General features: G+C 60.6%; 25 protein-coding genes. All 25 read left to right on the top strand.

Going from position 1 to position 24,370, the window contains the following annotated elements; all coding sequences use genetic code 11:
* The first annotated feature begins 2 nt into the window (after positions 1-2).
* The 25 genes from fliH (at position 3) to motD (ending at position 24,347) form a co-directional block, all read left to right on the top strand.
* Complete coding sequence (gene fliH / locus ABIA48_RS06855; RefSeq protein ID WP_429487489.1) at positions 3-800, top strand: flagellar assembly protein FliH; 798 nt, start codon at positions 3-5, stop codon at positions 798-800.
* Complete coding sequence (gene fliI / locus ABIA48_RS06850) at positions 790-2,148, top strand: flagellar protein export ATPase FliI (protein WP_429487488.1); 1,359 nt, start codon at positions 790-792, stop codon at positions 2,146-2,148. Before fliH ends, fliI begins: the two co-directional genes overlap by 11 nt.
* A gap of 6 nt (positions 2,149-2,154) precedes the next feature.
* Positions 2,155-2,604: a flagellar export protein FliJ gene (gene fliJ / locus ABIA48_RS06845; RefSeq protein ID WP_277535717.1), complete on the top strand. Its 450-nt coding sequence runs from the start codon at positions 2,155-2,157 to the stop codon at positions 2,602-2,604.
* A gap of 133 nt (positions 2,605-2,737) precedes the next feature.
* Entirely contained in the window at positions 2,738-3,037 is a 300-nt protein-coding gene (locus tag ABIA48_RS06840; protein ID WP_429487487.1) for an STAS domain-containing protein, read from the top strand.
* A gap of 5 nt (positions 3,038-3,042) precedes the next feature.
* Positions 3,043-4,764 (top strand): ATP-binding SpoIIE family protein phosphatase, encoded by a 1,722-nt coding sequence (locus ABIA48_RS06835; protein WP_429487486.1) that lies wholly within the window; start codon positions 3,043-3,045, stop codon positions 4,762-4,764.
* A gap of 15 nt (positions 4,765-4,779) precedes the next feature.
* Positions 4,780-5,130: an Hpt domain-containing protein gene (locus ABIA48_RS06830; protein ID WP_429487485.1), complete on the top strand. Its 351-nt coding sequence runs from the start codon at positions 4,780-4,782 to the stop codon at positions 5,128-5,130.
* 100 nt (positions 5,131-5,230) lie between these two features.
* Complete coding sequence (locus ABIA48_RS06825) at positions 5,231-6,595, top strand: flagellar hook-length control protein FliK (protein WP_429487484.1); 1,365 nt, start codon at positions 5,231-5,233, stop codon at positions 6,593-6,595.
* Positions 6,596-6,828: 233 nt separating this feature from the next.
* Positions 6,829-7,332 carry a flagellar basal body-associated protein FliL gene (gene fliL / locus ABIA48_RS06820; RefSeq protein WP_007983375.1) on the top strand — a complete coding sequence of 168 codons (504 nt, stop codon included), beginning with the start codon at positions 6,829-6,831 and terminating at the stop codon, positions 7,330-7,332.
* A gap of 9 nt (positions 7,333-7,341) precedes the next feature.
* A complete protein-coding gene (gene fliM / locus ABIA48_RS06815) occupies positions 7,342-8,310 on the top strand; it encodes a flagellar motor switch protein FliM (protein WP_057398369.1) in 969 nt (322 codons plus the stop codon).
* 66 nt (positions 8,311-8,376) lie between these two features.
* Positions 8,377-8,823: a flagellar motor switch protein FliN gene (fliN, locus tag ABIA48_RS06810; RefSeq protein ID WP_007983370.1), complete on the top strand. Its 447-nt coding sequence runs from the start codon at positions 8,377-8,379 to the stop codon at positions 8,821-8,823.
* A complete protein-coding gene (gene fliO / locus ABIA48_RS06805; protein WP_429487483.1) occupies positions 8,824-9,270 on the top strand; it encodes a flagellar biosynthetic protein FliO in 447 nt (148 codons plus the stop codon).
* Positions 9,270-10,028, top strand: a complete 759-nt coding sequence (gene fliP / locus ABIA48_RS06800) for a flagellar type III secretion system pore protein FliP (protein ID WP_429487482.1) — start codon at positions 9,270-9,272, stop codon at positions 10,026-10,028. The genes fliO and fliP overlap by 1 nt, the downstream gene beginning before the upstream one ends.
* On the top strand, positions 10,025-10,294 hold the full coding sequence (gene fliQ / locus ABIA48_RS06795) for a flagellar biosynthesis protein FliQ (protein WP_057398373.1): 270 nt from the start codon (positions 10,025-10,027) through the stop codon (positions 10,292-10,294). Before fliP ends, fliQ begins: the two co-directional genes overlap by 4 nt.
* Positions 10,295-10,297: 3 nt before the next feature.
* The gene (fliR, locus tag ABIA48_RS06790; RefSeq protein WP_007983361.1) at positions 10,298-11,080 is read left to right on the top strand and encodes a flagellar biosynthetic protein FliR; all 783 of its coding nucleotides are present in this window, start codon (positions 10,298-10,300) and stop codon (positions 11,078-11,080) included.
* A gap of 3 nt (positions 11,081-11,083) precedes the next feature.
* Complete coding sequence (gene flhB, locus ABIA48_RS06785; protein WP_429487481.1) at positions 11,084-12,223, top strand: flagellar biosynthesis protein FlhB; 1,140 nt, start codon at positions 11,084-11,086, stop codon at positions 12,221-12,223.
* A gap of 228 nt (positions 12,224-12,451) precedes the next feature.
* Positions 12,452-14,581 (top strand): flagellar biosynthesis protein FlhA, encoded by a 2,130-nt coding sequence (gene flhA / locus ABIA48_RS06780; RefSeq protein ID WP_429487480.1) that lies wholly within the window; start codon positions 12,452-12,454, stop codon positions 14,579-14,581.
* 11 nt (positions 14,582-14,592) lie between these two features.
* Positions 14,593-15,918, top strand: a complete 1,326-nt coding sequence (flhF, locus tag ABIA48_RS06775; RefSeq protein WP_429487479.1) for a flagellar biosynthesis protein FlhF — start codon at positions 14,593-14,595, stop codon at positions 15,916-15,918.
* Positions 15,919-16,034: 116 nt separating this feature from the next.
* Positions 16,035-16,865 (top strand): flagellar synthesis regulator FleN, encoded by an 831-nt coding sequence (gene fleN / locus ABIA48_RS06770; protein ID WP_007983353.1) that lies wholly within the window; start codon positions 16,035-16,037, stop codon positions 16,863-16,865.
* Entirely contained in the window at positions 16,862-17,602 is a 741-nt protein-coding gene (fliA, locus tag ABIA48_RS06765; protein WP_429487478.1) for an RNA polymerase sigma factor FliA, read from the top strand. The genes fleN and fliA overlap by 4 nt, the downstream gene beginning before the upstream one ends.
* A gap of 168 nt (positions 17,603-17,770) precedes the next feature.
* Positions 17,771-18,142, top strand: coding sequence for a chemotaxis response regulator CheY (locus tag ABIA48_RS06760; protein WP_003183998.1), 372 nt, complete (start codon positions 17,771-17,773; stop codon positions 18,140-18,142).
* 21 nt (positions 18,143-18,163) lie between these two features.
* Entirely contained in the window at positions 18,164-18,952 is a 789-nt protein-coding gene (locus tag ABIA48_RS06755) for a protein phosphatase CheZ (protein ID WP_429487477.1), read from the top strand.
* A 47-nt stretch (positions 18,953-18,999) separates the two neighbouring features.
* On the top strand, positions 19,000-21,264 hold the full coding sequence (locus ABIA48_RS06750; RefSeq protein ID WP_429487476.1) for a chemotaxis protein CheA: 2,265 nt from the start codon (positions 19,000-19,002) through the stop codon (positions 21,262-21,264).
* A gap of 48 nt (positions 21,265-21,312) precedes the next feature.
* Entirely contained in the window at positions 21,313-22,437 is a 1,125-nt protein-coding gene (locus tag ABIA48_RS06745; RefSeq protein ID WP_429487475.1) for a protein-glutamate methylesterase/protein-glutamine glutaminase, read from the top strand.
* Positions 22,437-23,177, top strand: coding sequence for a flagellar motor protein (locus tag ABIA48_RS06740; RefSeq protein WP_007983343.1), 741 nt, complete (start codon positions 22,437-22,439; stop codon positions 23,175-23,177). Before ABIA48_RS06745 ends, ABIA48_RS06740 begins: the two co-directional genes overlap by 1 nt.
* A 279-nt stretch (positions 23,178-23,456) precedes the next feature.
* Positions 23,457-24,347, top strand: a complete 891-nt coding sequence (motD, locus tag ABIA48_RS06735; RefSeq protein WP_310063814.1) for a flagellar motor protein MotD — start codon at positions 23,457-23,459, stop codon at positions 24,345-24,347.
* Positions 24,348-24,370: the final 23 nt, after the last annotated feature.

Below are 24,370 nucleotides of genomic sequence, written 5' to 3'. Positions count from 1 at the left end.
CCATGGTCAAGAATGATGATGTACCCACTGACCTGATCCGGGCCAGGGATGTCAGTGGCTTCGATACCTGGGCGCTGCCCAGTTTCGATCCGCCGGAACCCGAGCCGGAACCTGAGCCGGAACCCGAGCCGCCGGAGATGGAGGAAGTGCCGCTGGAGGAAGTCCAGCCGCTGACCCTCGAAGAGCTCGAAAGCATTCGCCAGGAAGCCTACAACGAAGGCTTCGCGGTGGGTGAGAAGGAAGGTTTCCACAGCACCACGCTCAAGGTCCGTCAGGAAGCCGAAGTAGCGCTGGCTGCCAAGATCGCCGGTCTGGAGCAACTGATGGCGCACCTGTTCGAGCCCATCGCCGAGCAGGATACCGAGATCGAAAAGTCCCTGGTCGACCTCGTGCAACACATCACCAAACAGGTGATCCAGCGCGAACTGGCCATCGACTCGACGCAGATCGAACACGTCATGCGTGAAGCCCTCAAACTCTTGCCTTTGGGCGTGGGCAATGTGCGGCTGTACATCCATCCGCAGGATTTCGAACAGGTCAAAGCCCTTCGCGAACGCCATGAAGAAACCTGGCGCATCGTCGAGGACGAATCGTTGTTGCCCGGCGGTTGCCGGGTCGAGACAGAACACAGTCGCATCGACGCCACAGTCGAAACTCGCGTTGCGCGGGTGATGGACAAGCTGTTCGATCAGTTGCACGAGCAGTCCTTGCACCCGGCCGCGCCGGACTTGAGCCTGGAGTTGCCGATCGACAGCAAACCGGCTACCGCGCCAGAACCGGATGCGCCCGATGCGCCTTGAACGCACCAGTTTCGCCAAGCGCCTGGGCAGTTACGCCGAGGCGACTGAGCTGGCCGGAGCGCCGATCCTTGAGGGTCGCTTGCTACGCATGGTCGGGCTGACCCTCGAAGCCGAGGGCCTGCGCGCTGCCATGGGCAGCCGTTGCATGGTCATCAACGACGACAGTTATCACCCGGTGCAGGTCGAAGCCGAAGTCATGGGCTTTTCCGGCAGCAAGGTCTTTCTGATGCCGGTCGGCAGCGTCGCCGGGATCGCTCCCGGCGCCCGCGTCGTTCCCCTGTCGGACAGCAGTCGCTTGCCGATGGGTATGAGCATGCTCGGGCGGGTGCTCGATGGCGCCGGTCGTGCACTGGACGGCAAGGGCGGGATGAAAGCCGAGGACTGGGTGCCGATGGATGGCCCGACCATCAACCCGCTCAAGCGTGAGCCGATCAGCGAGCCGCTGGACGTCGGTATCCGCTGCATCAACGGCATGTTGACGGTCGGTCGTGGTCAGCGGCTCGGCCTGTTTGCCGGTACCGGCGTGGGTAAATCGGTGTTGCTGGGGATGATGACGCGCTTCACCGAGGCCGACATCATCGTCGTCGGGCTGATCGGTGAGCGGGGTCGTGAGGTCAAGGAATTCATCGAGCATATTCTCGGTGAAGAAGGGCTCAAGCGTTCAGTGGTGGTGGCGTCCCCGGCGGACGATGCGCCCCTGATGCGTCTGCGCGCCGCGATGTATTGCACACGAATTGCCGAGTATTTCCGCGACAAGGGCAAGAATGTCCTGCTGCTCATGGACTCTCTGACCCGTTTCGCCCAGGCCCAGCGGGAAATCGCCCTGGCCATCGGCGAGCCACCGGCGACCAAGGGCTATCCGCCATCGGTGTTCGCCAAGCTGCCGAAACTGGTAGAGCGGGCCGGCAACGCGGAGAAGGGCGGTGGTTCGATCACCGCGTTCTACACCGTGTTGTCCGAAGGCGATGACCAGCAGGACCCGATTGCCGACTCGGCGCGGGGCGTGCTCGACGGACACATCGTGTTGTCCCGGCGCCTGGCCGAGGAAGGGCATTACCCGGCCATTGATATCGAGGCGTCCATCAGCCGGGTCATGCCGGCGGTGGTATCGCCGGAACATATGACCCGTGCACAGTACTTCAAGCAACTGTGGTCGCGTTATCAGCAAAGCCGCGACCTGATCAGTGTTGGCGCCTATGTCGCTGGCGGCGACCGTGAGACCGATCTGGCGATTTCCCTGCAACCGCAATTGGTCAAGTACCTGCGCCAGGGCCTCAACGACAGCATCAGCCTGGGCGAAAGCGAAGCGTATCTCGCCTCGATCTTCGCGCCCGCGGCAGGCGGCTAAGCGGTCATGGCCCAGAGTCGGGCAGGAAGGCTGGCGCCTGTGGTGCAAATGGCTGAAAAGGCCGAGAAAACCGCAGTCCAGCGCCTGGGACATTTTCAAGGACAGGTTCGCCTGGCGGAAAGTAAACTCGCCGATCTCGAAGCCTTCCGTCTCGACTATCAGGAACAATGGATCGTGCGCGGCAGTGGCGGCGTCTCGGGGCAATGGCTGCTGGGCTATCAGGGCTTTCTCGCGCAACTGGGCACGGCCATCGACCAGCAGCGGCAAAGCCTGGCCTGGCATCAGAACAATCTGAACAAGGCCCGGGAAACCTGGCAACAGGCGTTTGCCCGGGTCGAAGGTTTGCGTAAGCTGGTTCAGCGCTATGCCGATGAAGCGCGGGCGCTTGAAGACAAGCGCGAGCAAAAGTTGTTGGACGAATTATCTCAGCGCTTACCGCGGCAGGATCAGTATTGAATTGAATCAGGTGGACCGCGTTATCGTTCATCGCGGGCAAGCCACGCTCCCACAGGTTTCCAGCCTTGCCCCAACCTCTACCAACTGCTAAACCTTGTACAAGCAGGTTTACCAATGACAAGGAAGCCATGACATGCCAGTTGTTGCAGAAGTCTCACCCGATGGGCGAAAGCTGACGATTTCGGTCAAGGGTCGTTTCGATTTTGCCAAGCATCAGGAATTTCGTCAGTCCTACGAAGATAAGAAGCTATCGGCGGTTGTGGTCGACCTGAAAGACGCCACTTACCTCGACAGCTCGGCCCTGGGCATGCTGCTTTTGCTACGCGATCACGCCGGTGGCGATGAGTCCGATGTGCGCGTCATCAACAGCAGTACCGACGTGCGCAAAATCCTCGCCATTTCCAACTTCGACAAGCTGTTCGACATCAGTTGATTGCCATGCAGCCACTGGAGCCGCTGACGATCCTGATTGCCGAGGACAGCGCCGCCGATCGCATGCTGTTGTCGAGCATCCTGCGCCGCCAGGGGCACGAAGTGCTGACGGCGGCCAACGGCATCGAAGCGGTCGACGCGTTTCGCCAGCAGCAACCGCACCTGGTGTTGATGGATGCGATGATGCCAGTCATGGACGGCTTCGAGGCGGCCCGGCAAATCAAGGCCCTGGCCGGGGAAACCCTGGTGCCGATCATCTTCCTCACTTCATTGTCCGAGAGTGAAGCCCTGGCCCGTTGTCTGGAGGTCGGCGGTGACGACTTTCTGGCGAAACCCTATAACCAGGTGATTCTCGCTGCCAAGATCAAGGCAATGGATCGCTTGCGGCGCTTGCAGGATACCGTGCTGCAACAGCGTGACCAGATCGCCAGGCATCACGACTACCTGCTCAACGAGCAGCGCGTGGCCAAGGCTGTTTTCGACAAGGTGGCGCACTCGGGCTGCCTGAATGCCGCTCCGAATATCCGTTATCTGCAATCGCCCTATGCGCTGTTTAACGGCGACCTGTTGCTGGCCGCGTTCACGCCGGCTGGAGACATGCATGTGTTGCTGGGCGACTTTACCGGCCACGGCTTGCCGGCGGCGGTGGGCGCCATGCCCTTGGCCGAAGTCTTCTACGGGATGACCACCAAGGGCTACGGCCTGGCAGAAACCCTGCGCGAGATGAATGCCAAGCTCAAGCGCATCCTGCCGGTGGACATGTTCTGTTGTGCCACGATGTTGTGCCTGAGTTTTCAGCGTCGTTCAGTGGAAGTCTGGAACGGCGGAATGCCGGACGGTTACCTGCACCGCATTGCCAGTGGCGAGCGTACACCTCTGCCGGCGCGGCACCTGCCTTTGGGGGTGCTGAGCCCGGAATCCTTCGATGAGCGTACCGACGTGTTTCCCATGGCGCTCGGGGATCGGGTGTTTCTTCTCTCCGATGGTGTGATCGACACTTGCGACGCCAATGATCAGTTATTTGGCGTGCAGCGATTGCAGCAGGTGTTTGCCGCCAATCGCCAGCCGGATGCGCTGTTTGAAGAGATCAAGCAAGCGCTGCGTCATTTCGGCGGAGAAGCCCGCGACGATGTCAGCATGGTCGAGATCAGCCTGCTGGAGCCGGCACAGATCACTGCACCGGCGTTGGTCTACTCCGACAGCGGTCAGTCCTGTCCGCTGGACTGGTCGGTGAGTTTCGAGTTTCGCGCCGCCACGCTCAAGCGATTCAATCCGTTACCCTACCTGTTGCAGTTGCTGCTTGAGGTCCATGGTCTTCGGGCGCAAAGCGGAGCGCTCTACAGTGTGCTGGCGGAGCTCTATTCGAATGCGCTGGAGCATGGCGTACTGGGGCTGGATTCAAGCCTCAAGCGCAATGCCTCGGGTTTTGCGCGATATTATCAGGAGCGCAATACCCGGCTGGACGAGCTGCAGGAAGGCTATGTTCGGTTGCATTTTCAGGTGACACCAACAGACGACGGCGGTTGCCTGACGATTCACATCGAAGACAGCGGCAAGGGTTTTGATGTCGAGCGGGTGATGGCAAGACCGGTGGATGACATCCGCCTGTCGGGACGTGGGGTCAGTCTGATCCGCCAGTTGGGGCGTAATGCCCGCTGGGCCGACGATGGTCGAAGTGCACGCGTGGAGTTTATCTGGGAGGCTCAGGCATACTCCGCGCATTCTTGATCAGGGAGTGAGCAAGTGGACGACAAACATGTGGATCGCGACGTGCTGAGTGCATTGCGCGAAGTGATGGAAGAGGGTTATCCGGATCTGCTGGATGTCTTTCTTGCGGACTCCGAAGAGCGCCTGAAAGTCCTGAGAACGGCTGACAGTGCCGCACTGCTCGTTGAAACTGCCCATAGCTTCAAAGGCAGCTGCAGCAACATGGGCGCATTCAGGCTGGCCGAGCTATGCCATCAACTTGAACAGCAGGCCAAAGATTTGCCATGGGTCGCCGTTCAGGAACTGGTCCGTGAAATCGACCGCGAATTCGCCGGTATCCGGCCTCTGTACGAAGCTGAACGACAGCGTTGCCCGGCGAAAATCTGAGCATTCGCGGTACTTGCTCTCCTTCGAGTGAAACTGGCTCGACCTTTGCAGTTAATTCTTCCAACTGTACTTACGAGCCCCGTGCAGCGGAGACCGTTTCATGCCCGTTACCCCCGATATTCTGCTTCAGGCCTCCAGGCAGGCCAAGACTCAAGCGGCGTCCGCCAATCCTCCGGCACTGGCCGCTGAGCCCGGGGACAAGGCCGCAAGCTTCGCTCATGTCTATGCCAGTCAGGCCCAGAACAAGCCCGGTGCGTTGGCGGATGCCTCGGGCAAGCCGGGTCGCGACAAAACCGCTGATGTCACCGGAAAAACAGACGCTGGCGACGAAAAATCTGCCGCCGGGGAACCGGTGGTTGCCGATGGCGGCAAATCCTTGCCTGCCGACACGCCGGTGCAGGCTGACGGCAAGTCCGCCGACGATAAAGCGTCAGACGCGGATCAGACTCCGGTCGTGGATGCCGCGCCGCTCGATCCGGCTCTTGATCCTTCATTGCAGCAAGTCCTTCAGCCTGTAGTGCCGGCACCGGTAGCCCCCGTCGTTGCCGACACTGTGCAGCCTGCCGTTGAAGCGCCGGTTGCCGCAGCCGCTACGGCGTTGACTACAGATGCACCGGCACTGGCCACGACCGATGGCGATTTCGATCCCTCGACCGATCCTCTCGATGCGTTGCCGGCAGTGCGCCTGGCGATGGAGCAGAGCGGTCACGTATCGGCCTCCAGTCAGGCGCAGCCCAAGGCTGCTCCGACACAGGCGCAAGCCCAGGCTGACGGTGAGCTGACATCGGCGCAAAACTTTACCGCCGGCATGGCGGCCATGCTGGATGTTCAGTCTGACAAGAACAGCACCAGCCAGGGCGACGACAAGGCGTTCAGCGGGTTGATCGATGACGGTCTGAAGGACCTCAAAGCCGCCAGCAGCGACACCCGTGTCGATGATTTCGCCAACCGCCTGGCAGCGCTGACCCAGGCGGCCACACCGAAGACTGCCAATGCCTTGCCGGTGAACCAGCCGATCGCCATGCACCAGAGCGGCTGGACTGAAGAAGTGGTGAATCGGGTCATGTACCTGTCCAGTGCCAATCTCAAGGCCGCGGACATTCAGTTGCAGCCCGCTGAGCTTGGGCGTCTGGACATTCGGGTGAACATGGTTCCCGACCAGCAGACCCAGGTCATGTTCATGAGTGCGCATCCGGGTGTCCGTGAGGCGCTGGACGGCCAGGTGCATCGCTTGCGAGACATGTTTGCGCAGCAGGGCATGGGGCAGGTCGATGTCAACGTTTCGGACCAGTCCCGTGGTTCGCAGCAAGGTCAGGAACAAGCCCGGCAAAGTCAAAGCGGGCGGACCAGCGCCAGCGGCAGTCGCCTCGATTCAATGGATGACGACATGGCTCCGGGCATCGCTGAGGTGGCTGCCAATACCACCAGCGTGATCGGCTCCAGCGCGGTCGATTACTACGCCTGACGAACACAACAGAAACCCTGTGGGAGCGGGCTTGCTCGCGAAGACGGTGAATCAGGCAACAGATTTGTTGAAGCTGATGACCTCTTCGCGAGCAAGCCCGCTCCCACATTGGTTTGTGGTGTTTGGTCAATTGCGCCCGGCCTCGGCCATTCTGCTTCCGACACTTCTGGCATAACACTTGCTCTTGCCTTGCCGTGCGACTGTGAAAACCCGAATAGTGACGGATTATTGGCATGGCGAAGAGCGACGCAGCAGTAAAAGACCCCGCAACCAAAGGCAAACTCAAGCTGATTATCGTGATCGTGGTGGCCCTGCTGCTGGCGATCGGTGTGTCCGTGGGGGCGACCTGGTACTTCATGCACAGCGCTCAGAGCAAGCCTGCCGCCGACGTGGCGCAAACCGCTCCCGTCGGCAAGCAGCCAGCGATTTTCGAGTCGATGGCGCCGGCTTTCGTGGCCAATTTCAACCAGAACGGTCGCCAGCGCTACATGCAAGTGAGCATCACCATGCTCGCCCGTAACCAGGCGGATCTGGATGCACTCAAGGTCCATATGCCGGTCATCCGCAATAACCTGGTCATGCTGTTCTCCGGGCAGGACTTTGCGACCCTCGCGTCGCCGGTCGGTCAGGAAATGCTGCGGCAGAAGGCCACCGCCAGCGTGCAGGAAGTGGCGCAGAAAGAGCTCGGCAAAGTGGTGATCGAACAGTTGCTTTTCACTAATTTCGTACTGCAGTAGGAACACGACATGGCCGTGCAGGACCTGCTGTCCCAGGATGAGATCGACGCGCTGCTGCATGGCGTCGACGACGGTCTGGTACAGACCGAAAACGCTGCCGAACCCGGCACCGTCAAAAGCTACGACCTGACCAGCCAGGATCGCATCGTCCGCGGACGCATGCCGACCCTGGAAATGATCAACGAGCGTTTCGCCCGCTATACCCGCATCAGCATGTTCAACATGCTGCGTCGCTCGGCAGACGTGGCGGTCGGCGGTGTGCAGGTGATGAAGTTCGGCGAATACGTGCACTCGCTGTACGTGCCGACCAGTCTCAACCTGGTCAAGATCAAACCCCTGCGCGGTACCGCGCTGTTCATCCTCGACGCCAAGCTGGTGTTCAAGCTGGTGGACAATTTCTTCGGTGGCGACGGCCGGCACGCCAAGATCGAGGGGCGTGAATTCACCCCGACCGAGCTGCGTGTTGTGCGCATGGTGCTGGAGCAGGCGTTCGTCGATTTGAAGGAAGCCTGGCAGGCGATCATGGAAGTCAACTTCGAGTACATCAACTCGGAAGTGAACCCGGCCATGGCCAACATCGTCGGCCCGAGCGAAGCCATTGTGGTGTCGACCTTCCACATCGAACTCGATGGCGGTGGCGGCGATCTGCACGTGACCATGCCGTACTCGATGATCGAGCCGGTGCGCGAAATGCTCGATGCCGGCTTCCAGTCGGACCTCGACGATCAGGACGAGCGCTGGGTCAACGCCTTGCGCCAGGACGTGCTGGACGTCGACGTGCCGATCGGTGCGACGGTGGCTCGTCGTCAGCTGCGCCTGCGCGACATCCTGCACATGCAGCCGGGGGATGTGATTCCGGTCGAGATGCCGGAAGAAATGATCATGCGCGCCAACGGCGTGCCGGCCTTCAAGGTCAAGATGGGCTCGCACAAGGGCAACCTGGCGTTGCAAGTGATCGAGCCGATCGAGCGCCGTTGACCGGCGCTCGTACCCATTCGCGATTAACCGAATTCTGAACTTTTGCTCGCCGAGGACACTGACAATATGAACACGCAAGACGACCAGGCTCTGGCCGATGAGTGGGCCGCGGCCCTGGAAGAAACCGGTGATGCCGGGCAAGCCGACATCGACGCCTTGCTGGCAGCCGATTCCGGCAGTTCCGCGTCCAACCGCCTGCCAATGGAAGAGTTCGGCAGCGTGCCGAGAAACAACGATCCGGTCAGCCTCGAAGGCCCGAACCTGGACGTGATCCTCGACATCCCGGTGTCGATTTCCATGGAAGTGGGCAGCACCGACATCAACATCCGCAACTTGCTGCAACTGAACCAGGGTTCGGTGATCGAGCTTGATCGCCTGGCCGGTGAGCCGCTGGACGTGCTGGTCAATGGCACGCTCATCGCCCACGGCGAAGTGGTGGTGGTCAACGAGAAGTTCGGCATCCGCCTGACGGACGTGATCAGCCCAAGCGAACGCATCAAGAAGCTGCGCTGAGTGAAAAAGGTTCTGGGGGCTTTGCTGGGGGCAGCGCTGGCCATGCCGATCAGTGTGCTGGCGGCCGAACCGGTTGCCACGGCCGCTGTGCCTGCAGTGAGCGGTGGCGTGGCTGGCCAACTGACGCAACTGGTGTTCGGCTTGCTACTGGTGCTGGTGCTGATTTTCCTTCTCGCCTGGCTGCTGCGTCGGGTCCAGCAGGCCGGTCCGGCTGGCAAAGGGCAGGTGATCGAGATTGTCGGCTCCCGCGCGCTGGGGCCTCGCGACCGCCTGATGCTGGTGCAGGTCGGCAACGAGCAGATCCTGTTGGGCCTGAGTCCTGGCAGCATTACTGCGCTGCACGTCCTCAAGGAACCGGTGCAAGTGCCGAGCACCGAGAAACCGACGCCGGAATTTGCACAGCGCCTGCTGGAGATGCTGGGCAAAGATCAGAAGGATAAGAAGTAATGGGTGCGCTACGCATCGTCTTGACGCTGGCCCTGATGCTGGCTGCGCCGCTGGCATTCGGCGCCGATCCGCTGTCGATCCCGGCGATCACCCTGGGCACCAATGCGCAGGGTGCGCAGGAATATTCGGTCAGCCTGCAAATCCTGCTGATCATGACCGCGCTGAGTTTTATCCCGGCGTTTGTCATGCTGATGACCAGTTTCACCCGGATCATCATTGTCTTCTCGATCCTGCGCCAGGCTCTGGGCCTGCAACAGACACCCTCGAACCAGATCCTCACCGGCATGGCGCTGTTCCTGACCCTGTTCATCATGGCCCCGGTGTTCGACCGGGTGAACCAGGATGCCCTGCAGCCGTATCTGGCGGAAAAGCTGACGGCCCAGGATGCGGTCGCCAAGGCGCAGGTGCCGATCAAGAACTTCATGCTCGCCCAGACCCGCACCAGCGATCTGGAGCTGTTCATGCGCCTGTCCAAGCGTACTGACATCGCGACGCCGGATCAGGCACCACTGACCATTCTGGTGCCGGCCTTTGTGACCTCCGAGCTGAAAACGGCGTTCCAGATCGGCTTCATGATCTTCATTCCGTTCCTGATCATCGACCTGGTCGTGGCCAGTGTACTGATGGCGATGGGTATGATGATGCTCTCGCCGCTGATCATTTCCCTGCCGTTCAAGATCATGTTGTTCGTGCTGGTGGATGGCTGGGCGCTGATTATCGGCACCCTGGCCAGCAGCTTCGGCGGTGTCTCGCCATGACGCCTGAAGTCGCCGTCGATATCTTCCGCGAAGCGCTGTGGCTGACCACCATGATGGTCGCCGTGCTGGTGATTCCGAGTCTGCTGGTGGGGCTGCTGGTGGCGATGTTCCAGGCCGCTACCCAGATCAACGAACAGACCTTGAGCTTTTTGCCGCGTCTGTTGGTGATGCTGGTGACATTGATCGTTGGCGGTCCGTGGCTGGTGCAGACCTTCATGGATTACATCCTGCAGCTGTACGGCAGTATTCCTCAGGTCATCGGCTAAACCATGTCACTGCTTGCGCTGACCGATACGCAGATCAGCACCTGGGTGGCGACGTTCATGTTGCCGCTGTTTCGCGTCGGCTCCTTGCTGATGGTCATGCCGGTGTTTGGCACGACCCTGTTGCCTCGGCGCATCCGCCTGTATTTCGCCTTGGCCATTACCGTGGTCATTGCGCCGGGCCTGCCGCCGATGCCCCCGGTGAATGCGCTGGATTTGAGTGGGCTGTTGCTGATTGCCGAGCAAATCCTCATCGGCGCGGTGATGGGCTTCGCCTTGCAGCTGTTCTTCCAGGCCTTTGTGGTAGCCGGGCAAATCGTTGCCATCCAGATGGGCATGGGCTTCGCCTCCATGATCGACCCGGCCAACGGCGTATCGACGGCGGTGATCGGGCAGTTTTTCACCATGCTGGTGACGCTGCTGTTCCTGTCCATGAACGGTCATCTGGTGGTGTTCGAGATCCTTACCGAGAGTTTCACCACCTTGCCGGTGGGTGGCGGCTTGATGGTCAATCACTACTGGGAACTGGCCGGCAAACTCGGTTGGGTGCTCGGCTCGGCGTTACTGCTGGTGCTGCCGGCAATCACCGCGTTGCTGGTGGTCAACATCGCGTTTGGCGTCATGACCCGGGCGGCGCCGCAACTCAATATCTTCTCTGTCGGTTTCCCGCTGATCCTGGTGCTTGGCCTGTTCATTGTCTGGGTCGGGCTGGCGGACATTCTCAACCAGTATCAACCGCTGGCCTCCGAGGCCTTGCAGTTTTTGCGCGAAATGGCACGGGCGAGCTGAGTCATGGCTGAGAGCGAAAGCGGTCAGGACAAAACAGAAGACCCCACGGAGAAGCGCAAGCAGGACTCCCGTGAAAAGGGTGAGATAGCACGGTCCAAGGAGCTCAACACCCTGGCGATCATGCTGGTCGGTGCCTCGGCGTTGCTGATTTTTGGCGGCGCCATGGCGCAGGACATGATGGAGCTGATGCGCATCAACTTCTCGCTGCCGCGGGAAGTGATTCTGGATCAGCGCTCCATGGCCACCTACCTGATGCGTTCGGGGCAAATTGCCCTGTGGTCGATCCAGCCAGTGATGATCACGTTGGTGCTGGCCGCCATCATCGGTCCGATTTCCCTGGGCGGCTGGCTGTTCGCGGCGAGCTCCATGGCGCCCAAGTTCAGCCGCTTGAATCCCGGGCCCGGCCTCAAGCGCATGTTTTCCACCAAGTCGCTGGTCGAATTGCTCAAGGCCCTGGCCAAGTTCATCATCATCCTGTTCGTGGCGCTGGCGGTATTGTCGTCGGACATCGATGACCTGCTGCGCATCGCCCATGAGCCCCTGGACATGGCGATTATTCACAGCCTGCAAGTGGTGGGCTGGAGCACCTTGTGGATGGCGTGCGGGCTGATCCTCATCGCTGTGGTGGACGTGCCGGTGCAGCTCTGGGAAAGCCACAAGAAACTGCTGATGACCAAGCAGGAAGTGCGTGACGAGCATAAGGATCAAGACGGGCGGCCGGAGGTCAAGCAGCGGATTCGACAGCTGCAGCGCGAGATGTCCCAGCGGCGAATGATGGCTGCGATTCCCGAGGCCGACGTGGTCATCACCAACCCGACCCACTATGCCGTGGCCCTCAAGTACGACCCGGAGAAGGGTAATGCGCCGGTGTTGCTGGCCAAGGGCAGTGACTTCCTGGCCTTGAAGATCCGTGAGATCGCGGTGGCCAACGAGATCTTGCTGCTGGAGTCGCCGGCACTGGCGCGCTCGATCTACTACTCCACCGAACTTGAGCAGGAAATTCCCGGCGGACTCTATCTGGCAGTCGCGCAGGTACTGGCTTACGTTTATCAGATTCGACAGTACCGGGCGGGCAAGGGTAAACGACCGGATCCGCTCAAGGATGACCTGCCGATTCCGCCGGATCTACGCCGCGACGCCTGAGTATTGCGCAGTCGTTGACGGCCCCTTCGCGAGCAAGCCCGCTCCCACAGGTTCGGCGAACTCCTGTGGGAGCGGGCTTGCTCGCGAAGAGGCCAGTCCAGGCAGTACATATCCCCCTGAAAAAACACTCCATTTCTCCCTTTGCAAAAGTTGGAAAGCTTCTTGCAGTAGCCGCTCTGCGCCTGCTTCAGGCGTCAAAAGTTTGCTTTAAAGGAACGGGGAAAACCGGTGGATCGCTCTCAGTTAATCAACAGTGCCCGCAGCAATATTGCCGACCTCAGTCGGGGCAATCTGGGCGTGCCGCTGTTGCTGCTGGTCATGCTGGCGATGATGATGTTGCCGGTGCCGCCGTTCCTGCTGGACGTGTTCTTCACCTTCAACATTGCGCTGTCCATCGTCGTGCTGCTGGTCTGTGTCTACGCTTTGCGGCCGCTGGATTTTGCGGTGTTCCCGACCATTTTGCTGGTGGCGACGCTGTTGCGCCTGGCATTGAACGTGGCCTCCACGCGGGTGGTCATGCTCCACGGCCAGGACGGTCACGCCGCTGCCGGTAAAGTGATCCAGGCGTTCGGCGAGGTGGTCATCGGCGGTAACTACGTGGTCGGTATCGTGGTCTTCGCGATCTTGATGATCATCAACTTCGTCGTGGTGACCAAGGGTGCGGGGCGGATTTCCGAGGTGAGCGCGCGTTTCACCCTCGATGCGATGCCCGGCAAGCAAATGGCGATCGACGCCGACCTCAACGCCGGCCTGATTGATCAGGCCCAGGCCAAGGCCCGCCGTTTGGAAGTTGCGCAGGAAGCCGAGTTCTACGGCTCCATGGACGGTGCGAGCAAATTCGTCCGGGGTGACGCCATCGCCGGCCTGTTGATCCTGTTCATCAACCTGATCGGCGGCATGGCGGTTGGTATCTTCCAGCACAACATGAACTTCGCAGACGCCGGCAAGGTGTATGCGCTGTTGACCATCGGTGACGGTTTGGTGGCGCAATTGCCATCACTGTTGTTATCGACAGCCGCAGCGATCATGGTGACGCGTGCTTCCGGTTCGGAAGACATGGGCAAGCAAATCAATCGCCAGATGTTCGCCTCGCCCAAGGCGCTGGCGGTGGCGGCAGGCTTGATGGCGGTCATGGGCCTGGTGCCCGGCATGCCGCACTTCTCGTTCCTGAGCATGGCGGCCCTGGCGGCCGGGGGTGCTTACCTGTTCTGGAAAAAGCAGAACGTCGCCAAGGTGCAGGCCCTGCAAGAGGTCAAGCGCCAGCAGGAACTGCTGCCGTCGCCGGCCCGCGCCCAGGAAACCAAGGAGCTCGGCTGGGATGACGTGACGCCAATCGACATGATCGGCCTGGAGGTGGGTTATCGCCTGATTCCGCTGGTGGACCGCAACCAGGGCGGCCAGTTGCTGGCGAGGATCAAGGGGGTGCGCAAGAAGCTCTCCCAGGACCTTGGCTTCCTGATGCCGACGGTGCATATCCGCGACAACCTCGACCTGGCACCGAGTGCCTATCGCCTGACCCTCATGGGGGTGATACTGGCCGAAGCGGAGATTTACCCGGATCGCGAACTGGCGATCAACCCGGGACAGGTCTACGGTACGCTCAACGGTATTACCGCCAAAGATCCGGCTTTCGGTCTGGAGGCGGTCTGGATCGAAATCAGCCAGCGTTCGCAGGCGCAATCGCTCGGTTATACGGTGGTCGATGCCAGTACAGTAGTGGCCACGCATTTGAACCAGATACTTTACAAGCATTCCAGTGAACTGATCGGTCACGAAGAAGTGCAGCAACTCATGCAATTGCTGGCCAAAAGCTCGCCGAAACTGGCCGAGGAGCTGGTGCCAGGCGTGGTTTCGCTGTCGCAGTTGCTCAAGGTGCTGCAAGCACTGTTGGCCGAACAGGTACCCGTGCGCGATATCCGCAGCATTGCCGAGGCCATCGCCAACAATGCCGCCAAGAGTCAAGATACCGCCGCGTTGGTGGCTGCTGTGCGTGTTGGCGTATCCCGTGCAATCGTCCAAAGCATTGTAGGCACTGAGTCGGAGCTGCCAGTTATCACGCTGGAGCCAAGGTTGGAACAGATATTGCTCAATAGTCTGCAAAAGGCAGGGCAAGGCTCGGAAGAGGGTGTTCTGCTGGAGCCAAGCATGGCTGAGAAGCTGCAACGCTCGTTGATCGACGCGGCGCAGCGCCAAGAGATGCAGGGTCAGCCGGTGATTCTGCTGGTGGCCGGTCCGGTTCGCGCGATGCTCTCGCGATTTGGCCGGCTCGCAGTCCCGGGTTTGCACGTGTTGGCTTACCAGGAAATTCCTGACAACAAGCAAGTGACCATCGTTGCGACAGTAGGGCCCAACGGCTGAGGTAGTGGTTTATGCAAGTTAAGCGTTTTTTCGCCGCCGATATGCGTCAGGCCATGAAGCTGGTTCGTGATGAGCTGGGCGCCGATGCCGCCATCATTGGCAACCGCCGGATCGCCGGTGGTGTCGAGCTGACGGCTGCGCTGGATTACAAGTTGTCGGCGCTGGCGCCTCGGGTTCCGAACATGGAGCTCGAAGACGAGCTGCGCAAGACTCAGTCGCGGATCGTCACCGCCCAGGCCGAATTGAGCCTGCGTAGCGATGGCGAGAGCGACAAGAGCACCAACCGTCAGTTGTTCGCCGGCCTGCCGCTGACCGCCGCCGAACCGTTGATCGAGCCGACGTACGCCGAACCTCGTCGCCCTGCACCGGTGGCGCCAGCCTCCACAGGCGTGGACCCGCGAGCGTTCGACTCGATGCGTTTCGAACTCAACAGCCTGCGCGAACTCATGGAAGTTCAGCTGGGCTCCCTGGCCTGGAATCAGCTGCAAGGCAGTCGTCCGGACCAGGCCAATCTCTGGCGCCGCCTGCAACGCATTGGCCTGTCTGGCCCGCTGTCGCGCGATCTGCTGGCGCTGATTACCGAAATCGAAGAGCCTCGTCAGGCCTGGCGCATGTTGCTGGCGCACCTGGCGCGAATGATCGTTACGCCGGAAGTCGAGCCGCTGGAAGAGGGCGGTGTGATCGCCATGGTCGGCCCGGCCGGCATGGGCAAGACCACCACCCTGGCCAAGCTGGCTGCCCGTTACGTGCTCAAGTACGGCGCGCAGAACATTGCGCTGGTGAGCATGGACAGCTTTCGCATCGGTGCCCAGGAACAGCTCAAGACCCTGGGGCGCATTCTCAATGTGTCGGTGACCCACGTCGATCCGGGCCAGTCCCTGGTGCAGGCGCTGGAGCCGTTGCTGCGCAAGCGTGTGGTGCTGATCGATACCGCTGGCCTGCAGGCCAGCGATCCGGCACTGCGCATGCAGCTCGAAAGCCTGGCCGGTCGTGGCATCCGCTCGAAAAATTATCTGGTCCTCGCAACCACCAGCCAGAAACAGGTTCTAACGGCCGCGTACCACAGTTACAAGCGTTGTGGGCTCGCTGGCTGCATTCTGACTAAACTGGATGAAACGGCGAGCCTGGGCGAGGTGTTGAGCCTGGCCATCAGTCATGAGCTGCCGGTGGCCTACCTGACCGATGGCCCGCGGATTCCGGATGATTTGCATCTGCCGCGTCGTCACCAGTTGGTCAGTCGCGCCGTGAGTGTGCAAATGCAGGAAGAACCCAGCGAAGAAGCCATGGCTGACATGTTCGCTGACATCTACCACAGCCCGACCAAGCAGGTTGGCTGAGGTAATAATGAACAGTTTTTGTACCTACATCGATGGTCTGCCATGCATTGTTCCGTTTGTGAACGCGCAGCCAGTAATGTGGCCTCCGTCTATGCAAGACAAGGTAAAGAAATAACATGGGCAGCATGCATCCCGTACAGGTGATCGCGGTGACCGGCGGCAAAGGTGGCGTCGGGAAAACTAACGTGTCAGTGAACTTGTCCCTGGCTTTGGCTGAGCTTGGCCGGCGCGTCATGTTGCTGGACGCCGACCTGGGGTTGGCGAACGTCGACGTTCTGCTGGGCCTGACACCCAAACGTACCCTGGCCGACGTGATCGAGGGCCGCTGCGAACTGCGCGATGTACTGCTGCAGGGGCCAGGCGGCATCCGTATCGTTCCGGCCGCATCCGGCACTCAGAGCATGGTGCATCTGAGCCCGGCGCAACACGCAGGCCTGATCCAGGCCTTCAGCGATATTGGCGATAACCTCGACGTATTGGTGATCGACACCGCTGCGGGCATTGGTGACTCGGTAGTCAGTTTCGTTCGCGCAGCCCAGGAAGTGCTGCTGGTGGTGTGCGACGAACCGACCTCGATTACCGATGCCTACGCCTTGATCAAGTTGCTCAATCGCGACTACGGCATGAACCGTTTCCGCGTCCTGGCCAACATGGCCCAGAGCCCGCAGGAAGGGCGCAACCTGTTCGCCAAGTTGACCAAAGTCACGGATCGCTTCCTCGACGTCGCCCTGCAATACGTCGGCGCGGTGCCCTACGACGAAAGCGTGCGCAAGGCCGTGCAGAAGCAGCGTGCTGTCTACGAGGCATTCCCGCGTTCCAAGTGCTCGCTGGCGTTCAAGGCCATCGCACAGAAAGTCGATACCTGGCCGCTGCCTGCCAACCCGCGCGGGCACCTGGAGTTTTTCGTCGAGCGCCTCGTGCAACAGACAGCAGGACCTGTGATATGACGGCCAGCGGTTACAACCTCTACAAAATATCGGCGCGTGATGCGCAGTACGAGCTGATCGAGCGTTACGCGCCGCTGGTTAAACGCATTGCCTACCACTTGCTGGCGCGCTTGCCGGCCAGTGTCCAGGTCGAAGACCTGATCCAGGCCGGGATGATCGGCCTGCTTGAAGTGTCGACTAAATATGACGCCAGCAAAGGCGCCAGTTTCGAGACGTACGCGGGCATTCGAATCCGCGGCGCCATGCTCGATGAAGTGCGCAAGGGGGACTGGGCACCACGTTCGGTTCACCGCAATACGCGCATGGTCAGCGACGCCATTCGCTCGATTGAAGCGAAAACCGGCCGTGACGCTAAAGATCACGAAGTTGCGGCCGAACTCCAATTGAGTCTCGACGATTACTACGGGATTTTGAACGACACCCTGGGCAGCCGGTTATTCAGTTTTGACGATCTGTTGCAGGACGGCGAACACGAAGGGCTGCACGAGGATGGCGCGAGTGCTCATCTCGAGCCGTCACGCGACCTGGAAGATGAACGCTTCCAGGCTGCGCTGGCGGATGCGATTGCCAATTTGCCGGAGCGCGAGCGACTGGTGTTGGCGCTGTACTACGACGAAGAGTTGAACCTCAAGGAAATCGGTGAGGTCCTGGGGGTCAGCGAATCTCGGGTCAGCCAGTTACACAGCCAGTGCGCGGCCCGTTTGCGGGGGCGTTTGGGGGAGTGGCGAGCGCGCTGAAGGCAGTGTGGGGGACACTGCGAAAGAGGCTGGTGTGGTGTTGAGCTGCGCCGGTCCCGATCTGTTGTGCTCCAGACAGTCATTGAGTGCTTTGCCGGATTGATTGAAATGGCGCGTCCAGGTGCTGGGCGCGTTTAAGACTGCTTGGAGGTCGAATTGGACAAGAACATGAAAATCCTCATCGTTGATGACTTCTCAACGATGCGGCGGATCATCAAGAACCTGCTGCGTGACCTTGGGTTCACCAACACCGTCGAGGCCGACGATGGCACTACCGCCATTCCGGTGCTCAACAGCGGAAGCATCGACTTTCTGGTAACGGACTGGAACATGCCTGGCATGACCGGTATCGATCTGCTGCGCCACGTGCGTGCCGATGAAAAGCTCAAGCACCTGCCGGTGCTGATGGTGACCGCTGAAGCCAAGCGTGAGCAGATCATCGAAGCGGCCCAGGCCGGCGTTAACGGCTATGTGGTCAAACCCTTCACGGCCCAGGCGTTGAAAGAAAAAATCGAGAAGATTTTCGAACGCATCGGTTGATGAGTGCGCCACGGGGGAGCTATGGGCAATAACGAAACTTCATTGGGCGACTTTGAGTCGACCCTGAAAAAACACGCCGTCGAATTGGTCGCGAGCCTTGAAAAAGGCAAGTTCGGCGACGCCGTGCAATTGATCCATGAGCTCAACCAGACCCGTGACCGCGGCCTGTATCAGGAAGTGGGCAAGCTCACTCGCGAGCTGCATAGCGCGATCGTCAATTTCCAGATTGACCCGCACATGCCGCAAGCCGAAGAGGTGTCGCAGATCACCGATGCTACCGAGCGTCTGGGGTATGTGGTCAAGCTGACCGAGGCTGCGGCCAACCGCACCATGGATCTGGTGGAAAGTGCCACGCCGCTGGTCAATGGCCTCGCGGATGAAGCCCAGGCCTTGAGCACGGACTGGGGGCGCTTCATGCGTCGCGAAGTCGACGCGCAAGAGTTTCGTGAGCTGGCCCGGCGGGTTGACGGGTTCCTGACGCGCAGCGGCACGGACAATCGTGCGGTGTCGGGCAACCTGAACGACATCCTGCTCGCCCAGGATTACCAGGACCTCACAGGGCAAGTGATCAAGCGTGTGACCCAGTTGGTCACCGAAGTTGAAAGCAACCTGCTCAAGCTTGTGCTGATGGCCAGTCAGGTGGACCGCTTTGCGGGCATCGAACATGACCATGAAGCGATGCTTGCGGAAAAAGATCCACAAAAACATCTCTCTCAGGGTGAAGGTCCGCAGATTCATGCCGATAAAAGAGAAGACGTTGTGTCCGGTCAGGACGATGTGGACGATTTGCTATCCAGCCTAGGGTTTTAGACTTTTAGGTATTTTGGGTTTTTAGACCTGTTAGGAGCACCCCCCTGATGAGCTTCGGCGCCGATGAAGAGATCCTTCAGGATTTCCTGGTTGAGGCCGGCGAGATTCTAGAGCAACTGTCCGAACAACTGGTCGAGCTGGAAAGCCGTCCGGATGATGCGGATCTGCTCAATGCAATTTTTCGCGGTTTTCACACTGTAAAAGGGGGCGCCGGCTTCCTCCAGCTCAACGAGCTGGTGGAGTGCTGCCACATCGCCGAGAACGTGTTCGACATCCTGCGCAAGGGTGAGCGGCGCGTCGACTCGGAATTGATGGACGTGGTTCTCGAAGCGCTGGACGCGGTGAACAGCATGTTCAGCGAAGTCCGCGAGCGCGGCCCGATCACGGCTGCGACACCTGAGTTGCTTGCGGCACTGGCCCGTCTGGCCGAGCCGCAAACGGCAGACGATGCCGTATCCGCGCCTGTCGCCGAAGTGATTGAAGAGCCCGTGGCTGAAAGCGAATCGGGCGACATCACCGACAATGAATTCGAACAACTGCTGGACTCGCTGAACGCCGTCAAGGCGCAGGCCGAGGCTCCGGTGGCTGCTCCAGCGCCTGCCGGCGATGCCGCTGCCAGCGACGAAATCACCGATGCCGAGTTCGAGTCATTGCTCGATCAGTTGCACGGTAAAGGCCAGTTCGCCATTGACGCAGTGGTGCCGGCGCCTGCGCCTGCGCAAGCGCCGAAAGCGGCGGGCGACAGCTCCGACATTACCGATGATGAGTTTGAGGCTTTGCTCGATCAGTTGCATGGCAAGGGCAACTTTGCCGTCGAGGCGCTGGAATCGGCCATTGCTTCCGTGCCTGCACCCGCTGCACCCAGCGCTGCGGCGGTCGGCAGTGATCTGATTTCCGATCACGAGTTCGAAACGCTGCTCGACGAATTGCACGGTAAAGGCAAGTTCAGTGAAGTCGGCACAGCGACGGTGGCCAACGGTTCCAACGCTTCTGTTGCGGCACCGGCAGCCAAGGTCGCGGCGCCGAAACCTGTGGCCAAGGCACCGGAGCCAAAAGCCGAAACGCCAGCTCCCGCGGCCGCTGCTGCACCGGCTGCTGCCCGCGCCCCGGCCGCGCCACCTGCGGAAAAACCGGCGAGCGAAGCCGAGACCACCGTGCGTGTCGATACCGCGCGCCTCGACGAAATCATGAACATGGTCGGCGAGTTGGTACTGGTACGTAACCGTCTGGTCCGCCTGGGTCTGAACAGCGGCGACGAAGCCATGTCCAAGGCCGTGTCGAACCTCGACGTGGTCACCGCCGACCTGCAAACCGCGGTCATGAAGACCCGGATGCAACCGATCAAGAAAGTCTTCGGGCGCTTCCCGCGCCTGGTTCGCGACCTGGCTCGCCAGCTCAAGAAAGAGATCAACCTGGAACTGGTCGGCGAAGAAACCGACCTCGACAAGAACCTCGTCGAGGCCCTGGCCGACCCGTTGGTGCACTTGGTGCGCAACGCGGTCGACCACGGCATCGAATCGCCGGAAGAACGCGAAGCCTCGGGCAAGGCCCGTGGCGGCAAGGTGATCCTGGCGGCCGAGCAGGAAGGCGATCACATCCTGCTGTCGATCTCCGATGACGGCAAAGGCATGGACCCGAACGTCCTGCGTTCCATCGCGGTAAAACGCGGCGTGATGGACAAGGATGCGGCCGATCGCTTGAGTGACACCGAGTGCTACAACCTGATCTTCGCCCCGGGATTCTCGACCAAAACCGAGATCTCCGACGTATCGGGTCGCGGCGTGGGCATGGACGTGGTGAAAACCAAGATTTCCCAGCTCAACGGTTCGATCAATATCTACTCGGCCAAGGGCCAGGGCTCGAAGATCGTCATCAAGGTGCCGCTGACCCTGGCGATCATGCCGACACTGATGGTCATGCTCGGCAACCAGGCGTTTGCGTTCCCGCTGGTGAACGTCAACGAGATCTTCCACCTCGACCTGTCGACCACCAACGTCGTGGACGGCCAGGAAGTGGTGATCGTGCGGGACAAGGCACTGCCATTGTTCTACCTCAAACGCTGGCTGGTCAGCTCCGCCGCTCACGAAGAGCAGCGCGAAGGCCACGTGGTGATCCTTTCGGTGGGCACGCAACGGATCGGCTTTGTCGTCGACCAACTGGTGGGCCAGGAAGAAGTGGTCATCAAGCCATTGGGCAAAATGCTCCAGGGAACTCCGGGCATGTCCGGCGCCACCATCACCGGTGACGGCCGCATTGCGCTGATTCTCGATGTACCGAGCATGCTCAAGCGTTACGCCACACGGCGTATTTGATTCTGGTGGAGCGGGGCGCCTGGCCTCGCTCCATCTAATGGAGTGTTTATGGCAGTCAAAGTCCTGGTGGTGGACGATTCGGGGTTTTTCCGCCGCCGCGTCTCGGAAATTCTTTCAGCGGATTCGAATATCCAGGTCGTCGGCACGGCGACCAACGGCAAAGAGGCAATTGATCAGGCGCTGGCCCTCAAGCCCGACGTGATCACCATGGACTACGAGATGCCGATGATGGACGGCATCACGGCAGTGCGGCACATCATGCAGCGCTGCCCGACCCCGGTCTTGATGTTCTCCTCGCTGACCCACGAAGGTGCCCGGGTCACCCTCGATGCGCTGGATGCCGGCGCGGTGGACTTCCTGCCGAAGAATTTCGAAGACATCTCGCGCAACCCCGAGAAGGTCAAGCAACTGCTGTGCGAGAAGATTCTCAGCATCTCGCGCAGTAACCGTCGGGTCAGCACCTACAGCGCTCCGGCGCCTGTCGCCGCGTCCACCCCTGCACCTGCGTCTTCGAGCGTTGGCAGCTTTGGCGGCAGCGCGCCCGTGCGTCCGGCACCGATCCCTGTGCGTGCGCATGCGGCCACCCCGTCGTCGCCCGCGCCGAAACGCAAAAACTACAAACTGGTGGCCATCGGTACATCCACCGGCGGCCCCGTTGCCCTGCAACGGGTGTTGACCCAATTGCCGGCCAGCTTCCCGGCGCCGATCGTGCTGATCCAACACATGCCGGCGGCCTTCACCAAGGCCTTCGCCGAGCGCCTGGACAAGCTTTGCCGCATCAGCGTCAAGGAAGCCGAGGATGGCGACATCCTGCGTCCGGGCCTGGCGCTGCTGGCGCCGGGTGGCAAGCAAATGATGATCGACGGCCGCGGCGCGGTGAAAATCCTCCCGGGCGACGAACGTCTGAATTACAAGCCGTGTGTGGACATCACGTTCGGTTCGGCGGCCAAGTCTTACGGTGACAAAGTTCTGGCGGTCGTCCTGACCGGCATGGGGGCCGACGGTCGTGAAGGTGCGCGCCTGCTCAAGCAGGGCGGCAGTTCGATCTGGGCGCAGGACGAAGCCAGCTGCGTGATCTACGGCATGCCGATGGCCATCGTCAAAGCTGAGCTCGCCGACGCGGTGTACAGCCTCGACGATATCGGCAAGCACCTGGTCGAGGCGTGCATCTGATGGATGTTCTAAGCCTGATCGGCATCATCATGGCCTTTGTCGCCATCATTGGCGGCAACTACCTTGAAGGCGGTCACCTCGGCGCCCTGGCCAATGGCCCGGCAGCGCTGATCGTGCTCGGTGGCACTATTGGCGCCGCACTACTGCAATCGCCGATGAGCGCCTTCAAGCGTGCCATGCAGATCCTCGCGTGGATCCTGTTTCCGCCCCGTGTCGACCTGGCCGGTGGCATCGACCGCGTGGTGAACTGGAGCCTGACGGCACGCAAGGAAGGCCTGCTGGGTCTTGAAGGTATCGCCGACGCCGAACCCGACAACTACGCGCGCAAAGGCCTGCAATTGCTGGTGGATGGCGCCGAGCCGGAAGCGATCCGCAGCATTCTGGAAGTGGATTTTTACACCCAGGAAGCCCGCGATATCGAAGCCGCCAAGGTCTTCGAAAGCATGGGCGGCTATGCGCCGACCATCGGTATCATCGGTGCGGTGATGGGCCTGATTCACGTCATGGGCAACCTGGGTGATCCGTCGCAACTGGGTAGCGGCATCGCCGTGGCTTTCGTCGCCACTATCTACGGCGTGGCCAGTGCCAACCTCATGCTGCTGCCGATTGCGGCCAAACTCAAATCCATCGCGTTGCGCCAGTCGCGTTATCGAGAAATGTTGCTGGAAGGGATCCTGTCGATCGCCGAAGGTGAAAACCCTCGCTCTATTGAGTTGAAGCTTCAGGGCTTCATGGATTGATGGGAGTAGCAGGGCCTGCTCACAGTAAATGATGGAGCGCGCAGCGCCCTGCGAGCCGCAAGACTAGGCACGAGGAGAGAGGTTTGGTTGTTTCAAATGAACGACGAGTAACGACGTATTGCGGCTCGCAGGGCGCTGCCCTCCGGGTTGGCGCTGTGATTGCGCCAGGCTGCGTTGCGCGACTTGAGAAGGGAGAAGCCATTCTCGGCGTCACGCGCCTTGCCTGGCACAATCACAGCGCCAACGCGCTGCATCATTTACTGTGAGCAGGCCCTGATCATGGCACGCCGTCGCCAGCATGAAGAACACGTCAACCACGAACGCTGGCTGGTGTCCTATGCCGACTTCATCACCTTGCTGTTCGCCTTTTTCGTGGTGATGTACTCGATTTCATCGATCAACGAAGGCAAGTACAAGGTCATTTCCGAAGCGCTGATCGGCGTCTTCACCGATTCCGATCGCGCGCTCAAGCCGATCCCCATCGGTGACGAGCGGCCGAAGACCGTGACCCCGGCCAAGCCGTTGGTCAAGGACAGTGACCAGGTCGATGCCGGTGTCGCCGGTGCCAGCGATCCACTCAAAAGCATCGCCGACGATATCAGCGCGGCGTTCGGTGACCTGATCAGCTCCAACCAGATGACCGTGCGCGGCAACGAGCTGTGGGTCGAGATCGAGCTCAATTCCAGCCTGTTGTTCGGCAGCGGCGACGCCATGCCCAGCGACATCGCGTTCAACATCATCGACAAGGTCGCCGCGATCCTGAAGCCATTCGACAACCCGATTCATGTCGAAGGTTTCACCGACGATCAACCGATCCGCACCGCGCAGTACCCGACCAACTGGGAGCTGTCCTCGGCCCGTTCGGCCAGCATCGTGCGCATGCTGGCGATGCAAGGGGTGGACCCCGGTCGCCTGGCTTCGGTGGGCTACGGCGAGTTTCAGCCGGTGGCCAACAATGCCACCGCTGAAGGTCGCGCCCGCAACCGTCGCGTGGTGTTGGTGGTGTCGCGCAACCTCGATGTTCGCCGCAGCCTGACCGGCACCGGAACCGCCCATGCGCAACCGGATGCCGCATTGAAGCGTGCTGGCACACAAACTGCACCGACCCCGGTCAAGTCGCCGGGACGAGAGAGCGCCGTCAATTCTCCGTCACCCGCATTAACACGTTGAGCTATTTCTCGGTCGAGCTGTTC

The sequence above is a fragment of the Pseudomonas sp. S30_BP2TU TE3576 genome (assembly GCF_050436025.1).
Lineage (GTDB): Bacteria > Pseudomonadota > Gammaproteobacteria > Pseudomonadales > Pseudomonadaceae > Aquipseudomonas.
Note: the sequence above shows the minus strand (reverse complement) of the source record. Positions and strands in the feature narration are given on the sequence as shown.

What these genes read in the sequence shown, in the direction of transcription:
- fliH (WP_429487489.1), top strand. Translation starts at nt 3, where the DNA reads ATGGTCAAGAATGATGATGTACCCACTGACCTGATCCGGGCCAGGGAT.
- fliI (WP_429487488.1), top strand. Translation starts at nt 790, where the DNA reads ATGCGCCTTGAACGCACCAGTTTCGCCAAGCGCCTGGGCAGTTACGCC.
- fliJ (WP_277535717.1), top strand. Translation starts at nt 2,155, where the DNA reads ATGGCCCAGAGTCGGGCAGGAAGGCTGGCGCCTGTGGTGCAAATGGCT.
- ABIA48_RS06840 (WP_429487487.1), top strand. Translation starts at nt 2,738, where the DNA reads ATGCCAGTTGTTGCAGAAGTCTCACCCGATGGGCGAAAGCTGACGATT.
- ABIA48_RS06835 (WP_429487486.1), top strand. Translation starts at nt 3,043, where the DNA reads ATGCAGCCACTGGAGCCGCTGACGATCCTGATTGCCGAGGACAGCGCC.
- ABIA48_RS06825 (WP_429487484.1), top strand. Translation starts at nt 5,231, where the DNA reads ATGCCCGTTACCCCCGATATTCTGCTTCAGGCCTCCAGGCAGGCCAAG.
- fliL (WP_007983375.1), top strand. Translation starts at nt 6,829, where the DNA reads ATGGCGAAGAGCGACGCAGCAGTAAAAGACCCCGCAACCAAAGGCAAA.
- fliM (WP_057398369.1), top strand. Translation starts at nt 7,342, where the DNA reads ATGGCCGTGCAGGACCTGCTGTCCCAGGATGAGATCGACGCGCTGCTG.
- fliN (WP_007983370.1), top strand. Translation starts at nt 8,377, where the DNA reads ATGAACACGCAAGACGACCAGGCTCTGGCCGATGAGTGGGCCGCGGCC.
- fliP (WP_429487482.1), top strand. Translation starts at nt 9,270, where the DNA reads ATGGGTGCGCTACGCATCGTCTTGACGCTGGCCCTGATGCTGGCTGCG.
- fliQ (WP_057398373.1), top strand. Translation starts at nt 10,025, where the DNA reads ATGACGCCTGAAGTCGCCGTCGATATCTTCCGCGAAGCGCTGTGGCTG.
- fliR (WP_007983361.1), top strand. Translation starts at nt 10,298, where the DNA reads ATGTCACTGCTTGCGCTGACCGATACGCAGATCAGCACCTGGGTGGCG.
- flhB (WP_429487481.1), top strand. Translation starts at nt 11,084, where the DNA reads ATGGCTGAGAGCGAAAGCGGTCAGGACAAAACAGAAGACCCCACGGAG.
- flhF (WP_429487479.1), top strand. Translation starts at nt 14,593, where the DNA reads ATGCAAGTTAAGCGTTTTTTCGCCGCCGATATGCGTCAGGCCATGAAG.
- fleN (WP_007983353.1), top strand. Translation starts at nt 16,035, where the DNA reads ATGGGCAGCATGCATCCCGTACAGGTGATCGCGGTGACCGGCGGCAAA.
- fliA (WP_429487478.1), top strand. Translation starts at nt 16,862, where the DNA reads ATGACGGCCAGCGGTTACAACCTCTACAAAATATCGGCGCGTGATGCG.
- ABIA48_RS06760 (WP_003183998.1), top strand. Translation starts at nt 17,771, where the DNA reads ATGAAAATCCTCATCGTTGATGACTTCTCAACGATGCGGCGGATCATC.
- ABIA48_RS06755 (WP_429487477.1), top strand. Translation starts at nt 18,164, where the DNA reads ATGGGCAATAACGAAACTTCATTGGGCGACTTTGAGTCGACCCTGAAA.
- ABIA48_RS06750 (WP_429487476.1), top strand. Translation starts at nt 19,000, where the DNA reads ATGAGCTTCGGCGCCGATGAAGAGATCCTTCAGGATTTCCTGGTTGAG.
- ABIA48_RS06745 (WP_429487475.1), top strand. Translation starts at nt 21,313, where the DNA reads ATGGCAGTCAAAGTCCTGGTGGTGGACGATTCGGGGTTTTTCCGCCGC.
- ABIA48_RS06740 (WP_007983343.1), top strand. Translation starts at nt 22,437, where the DNA reads ATGGATGTTCTAAGCCTGATCGGCATCATCATGGCCTTTGTCGCCATC.
- motD (WP_310063814.1), top strand. Translation starts at nt 23,457, where the DNA reads ATGGCACGCCGTCGCCAGCATGAAGAACACGTCAACCACGAACGCTGG.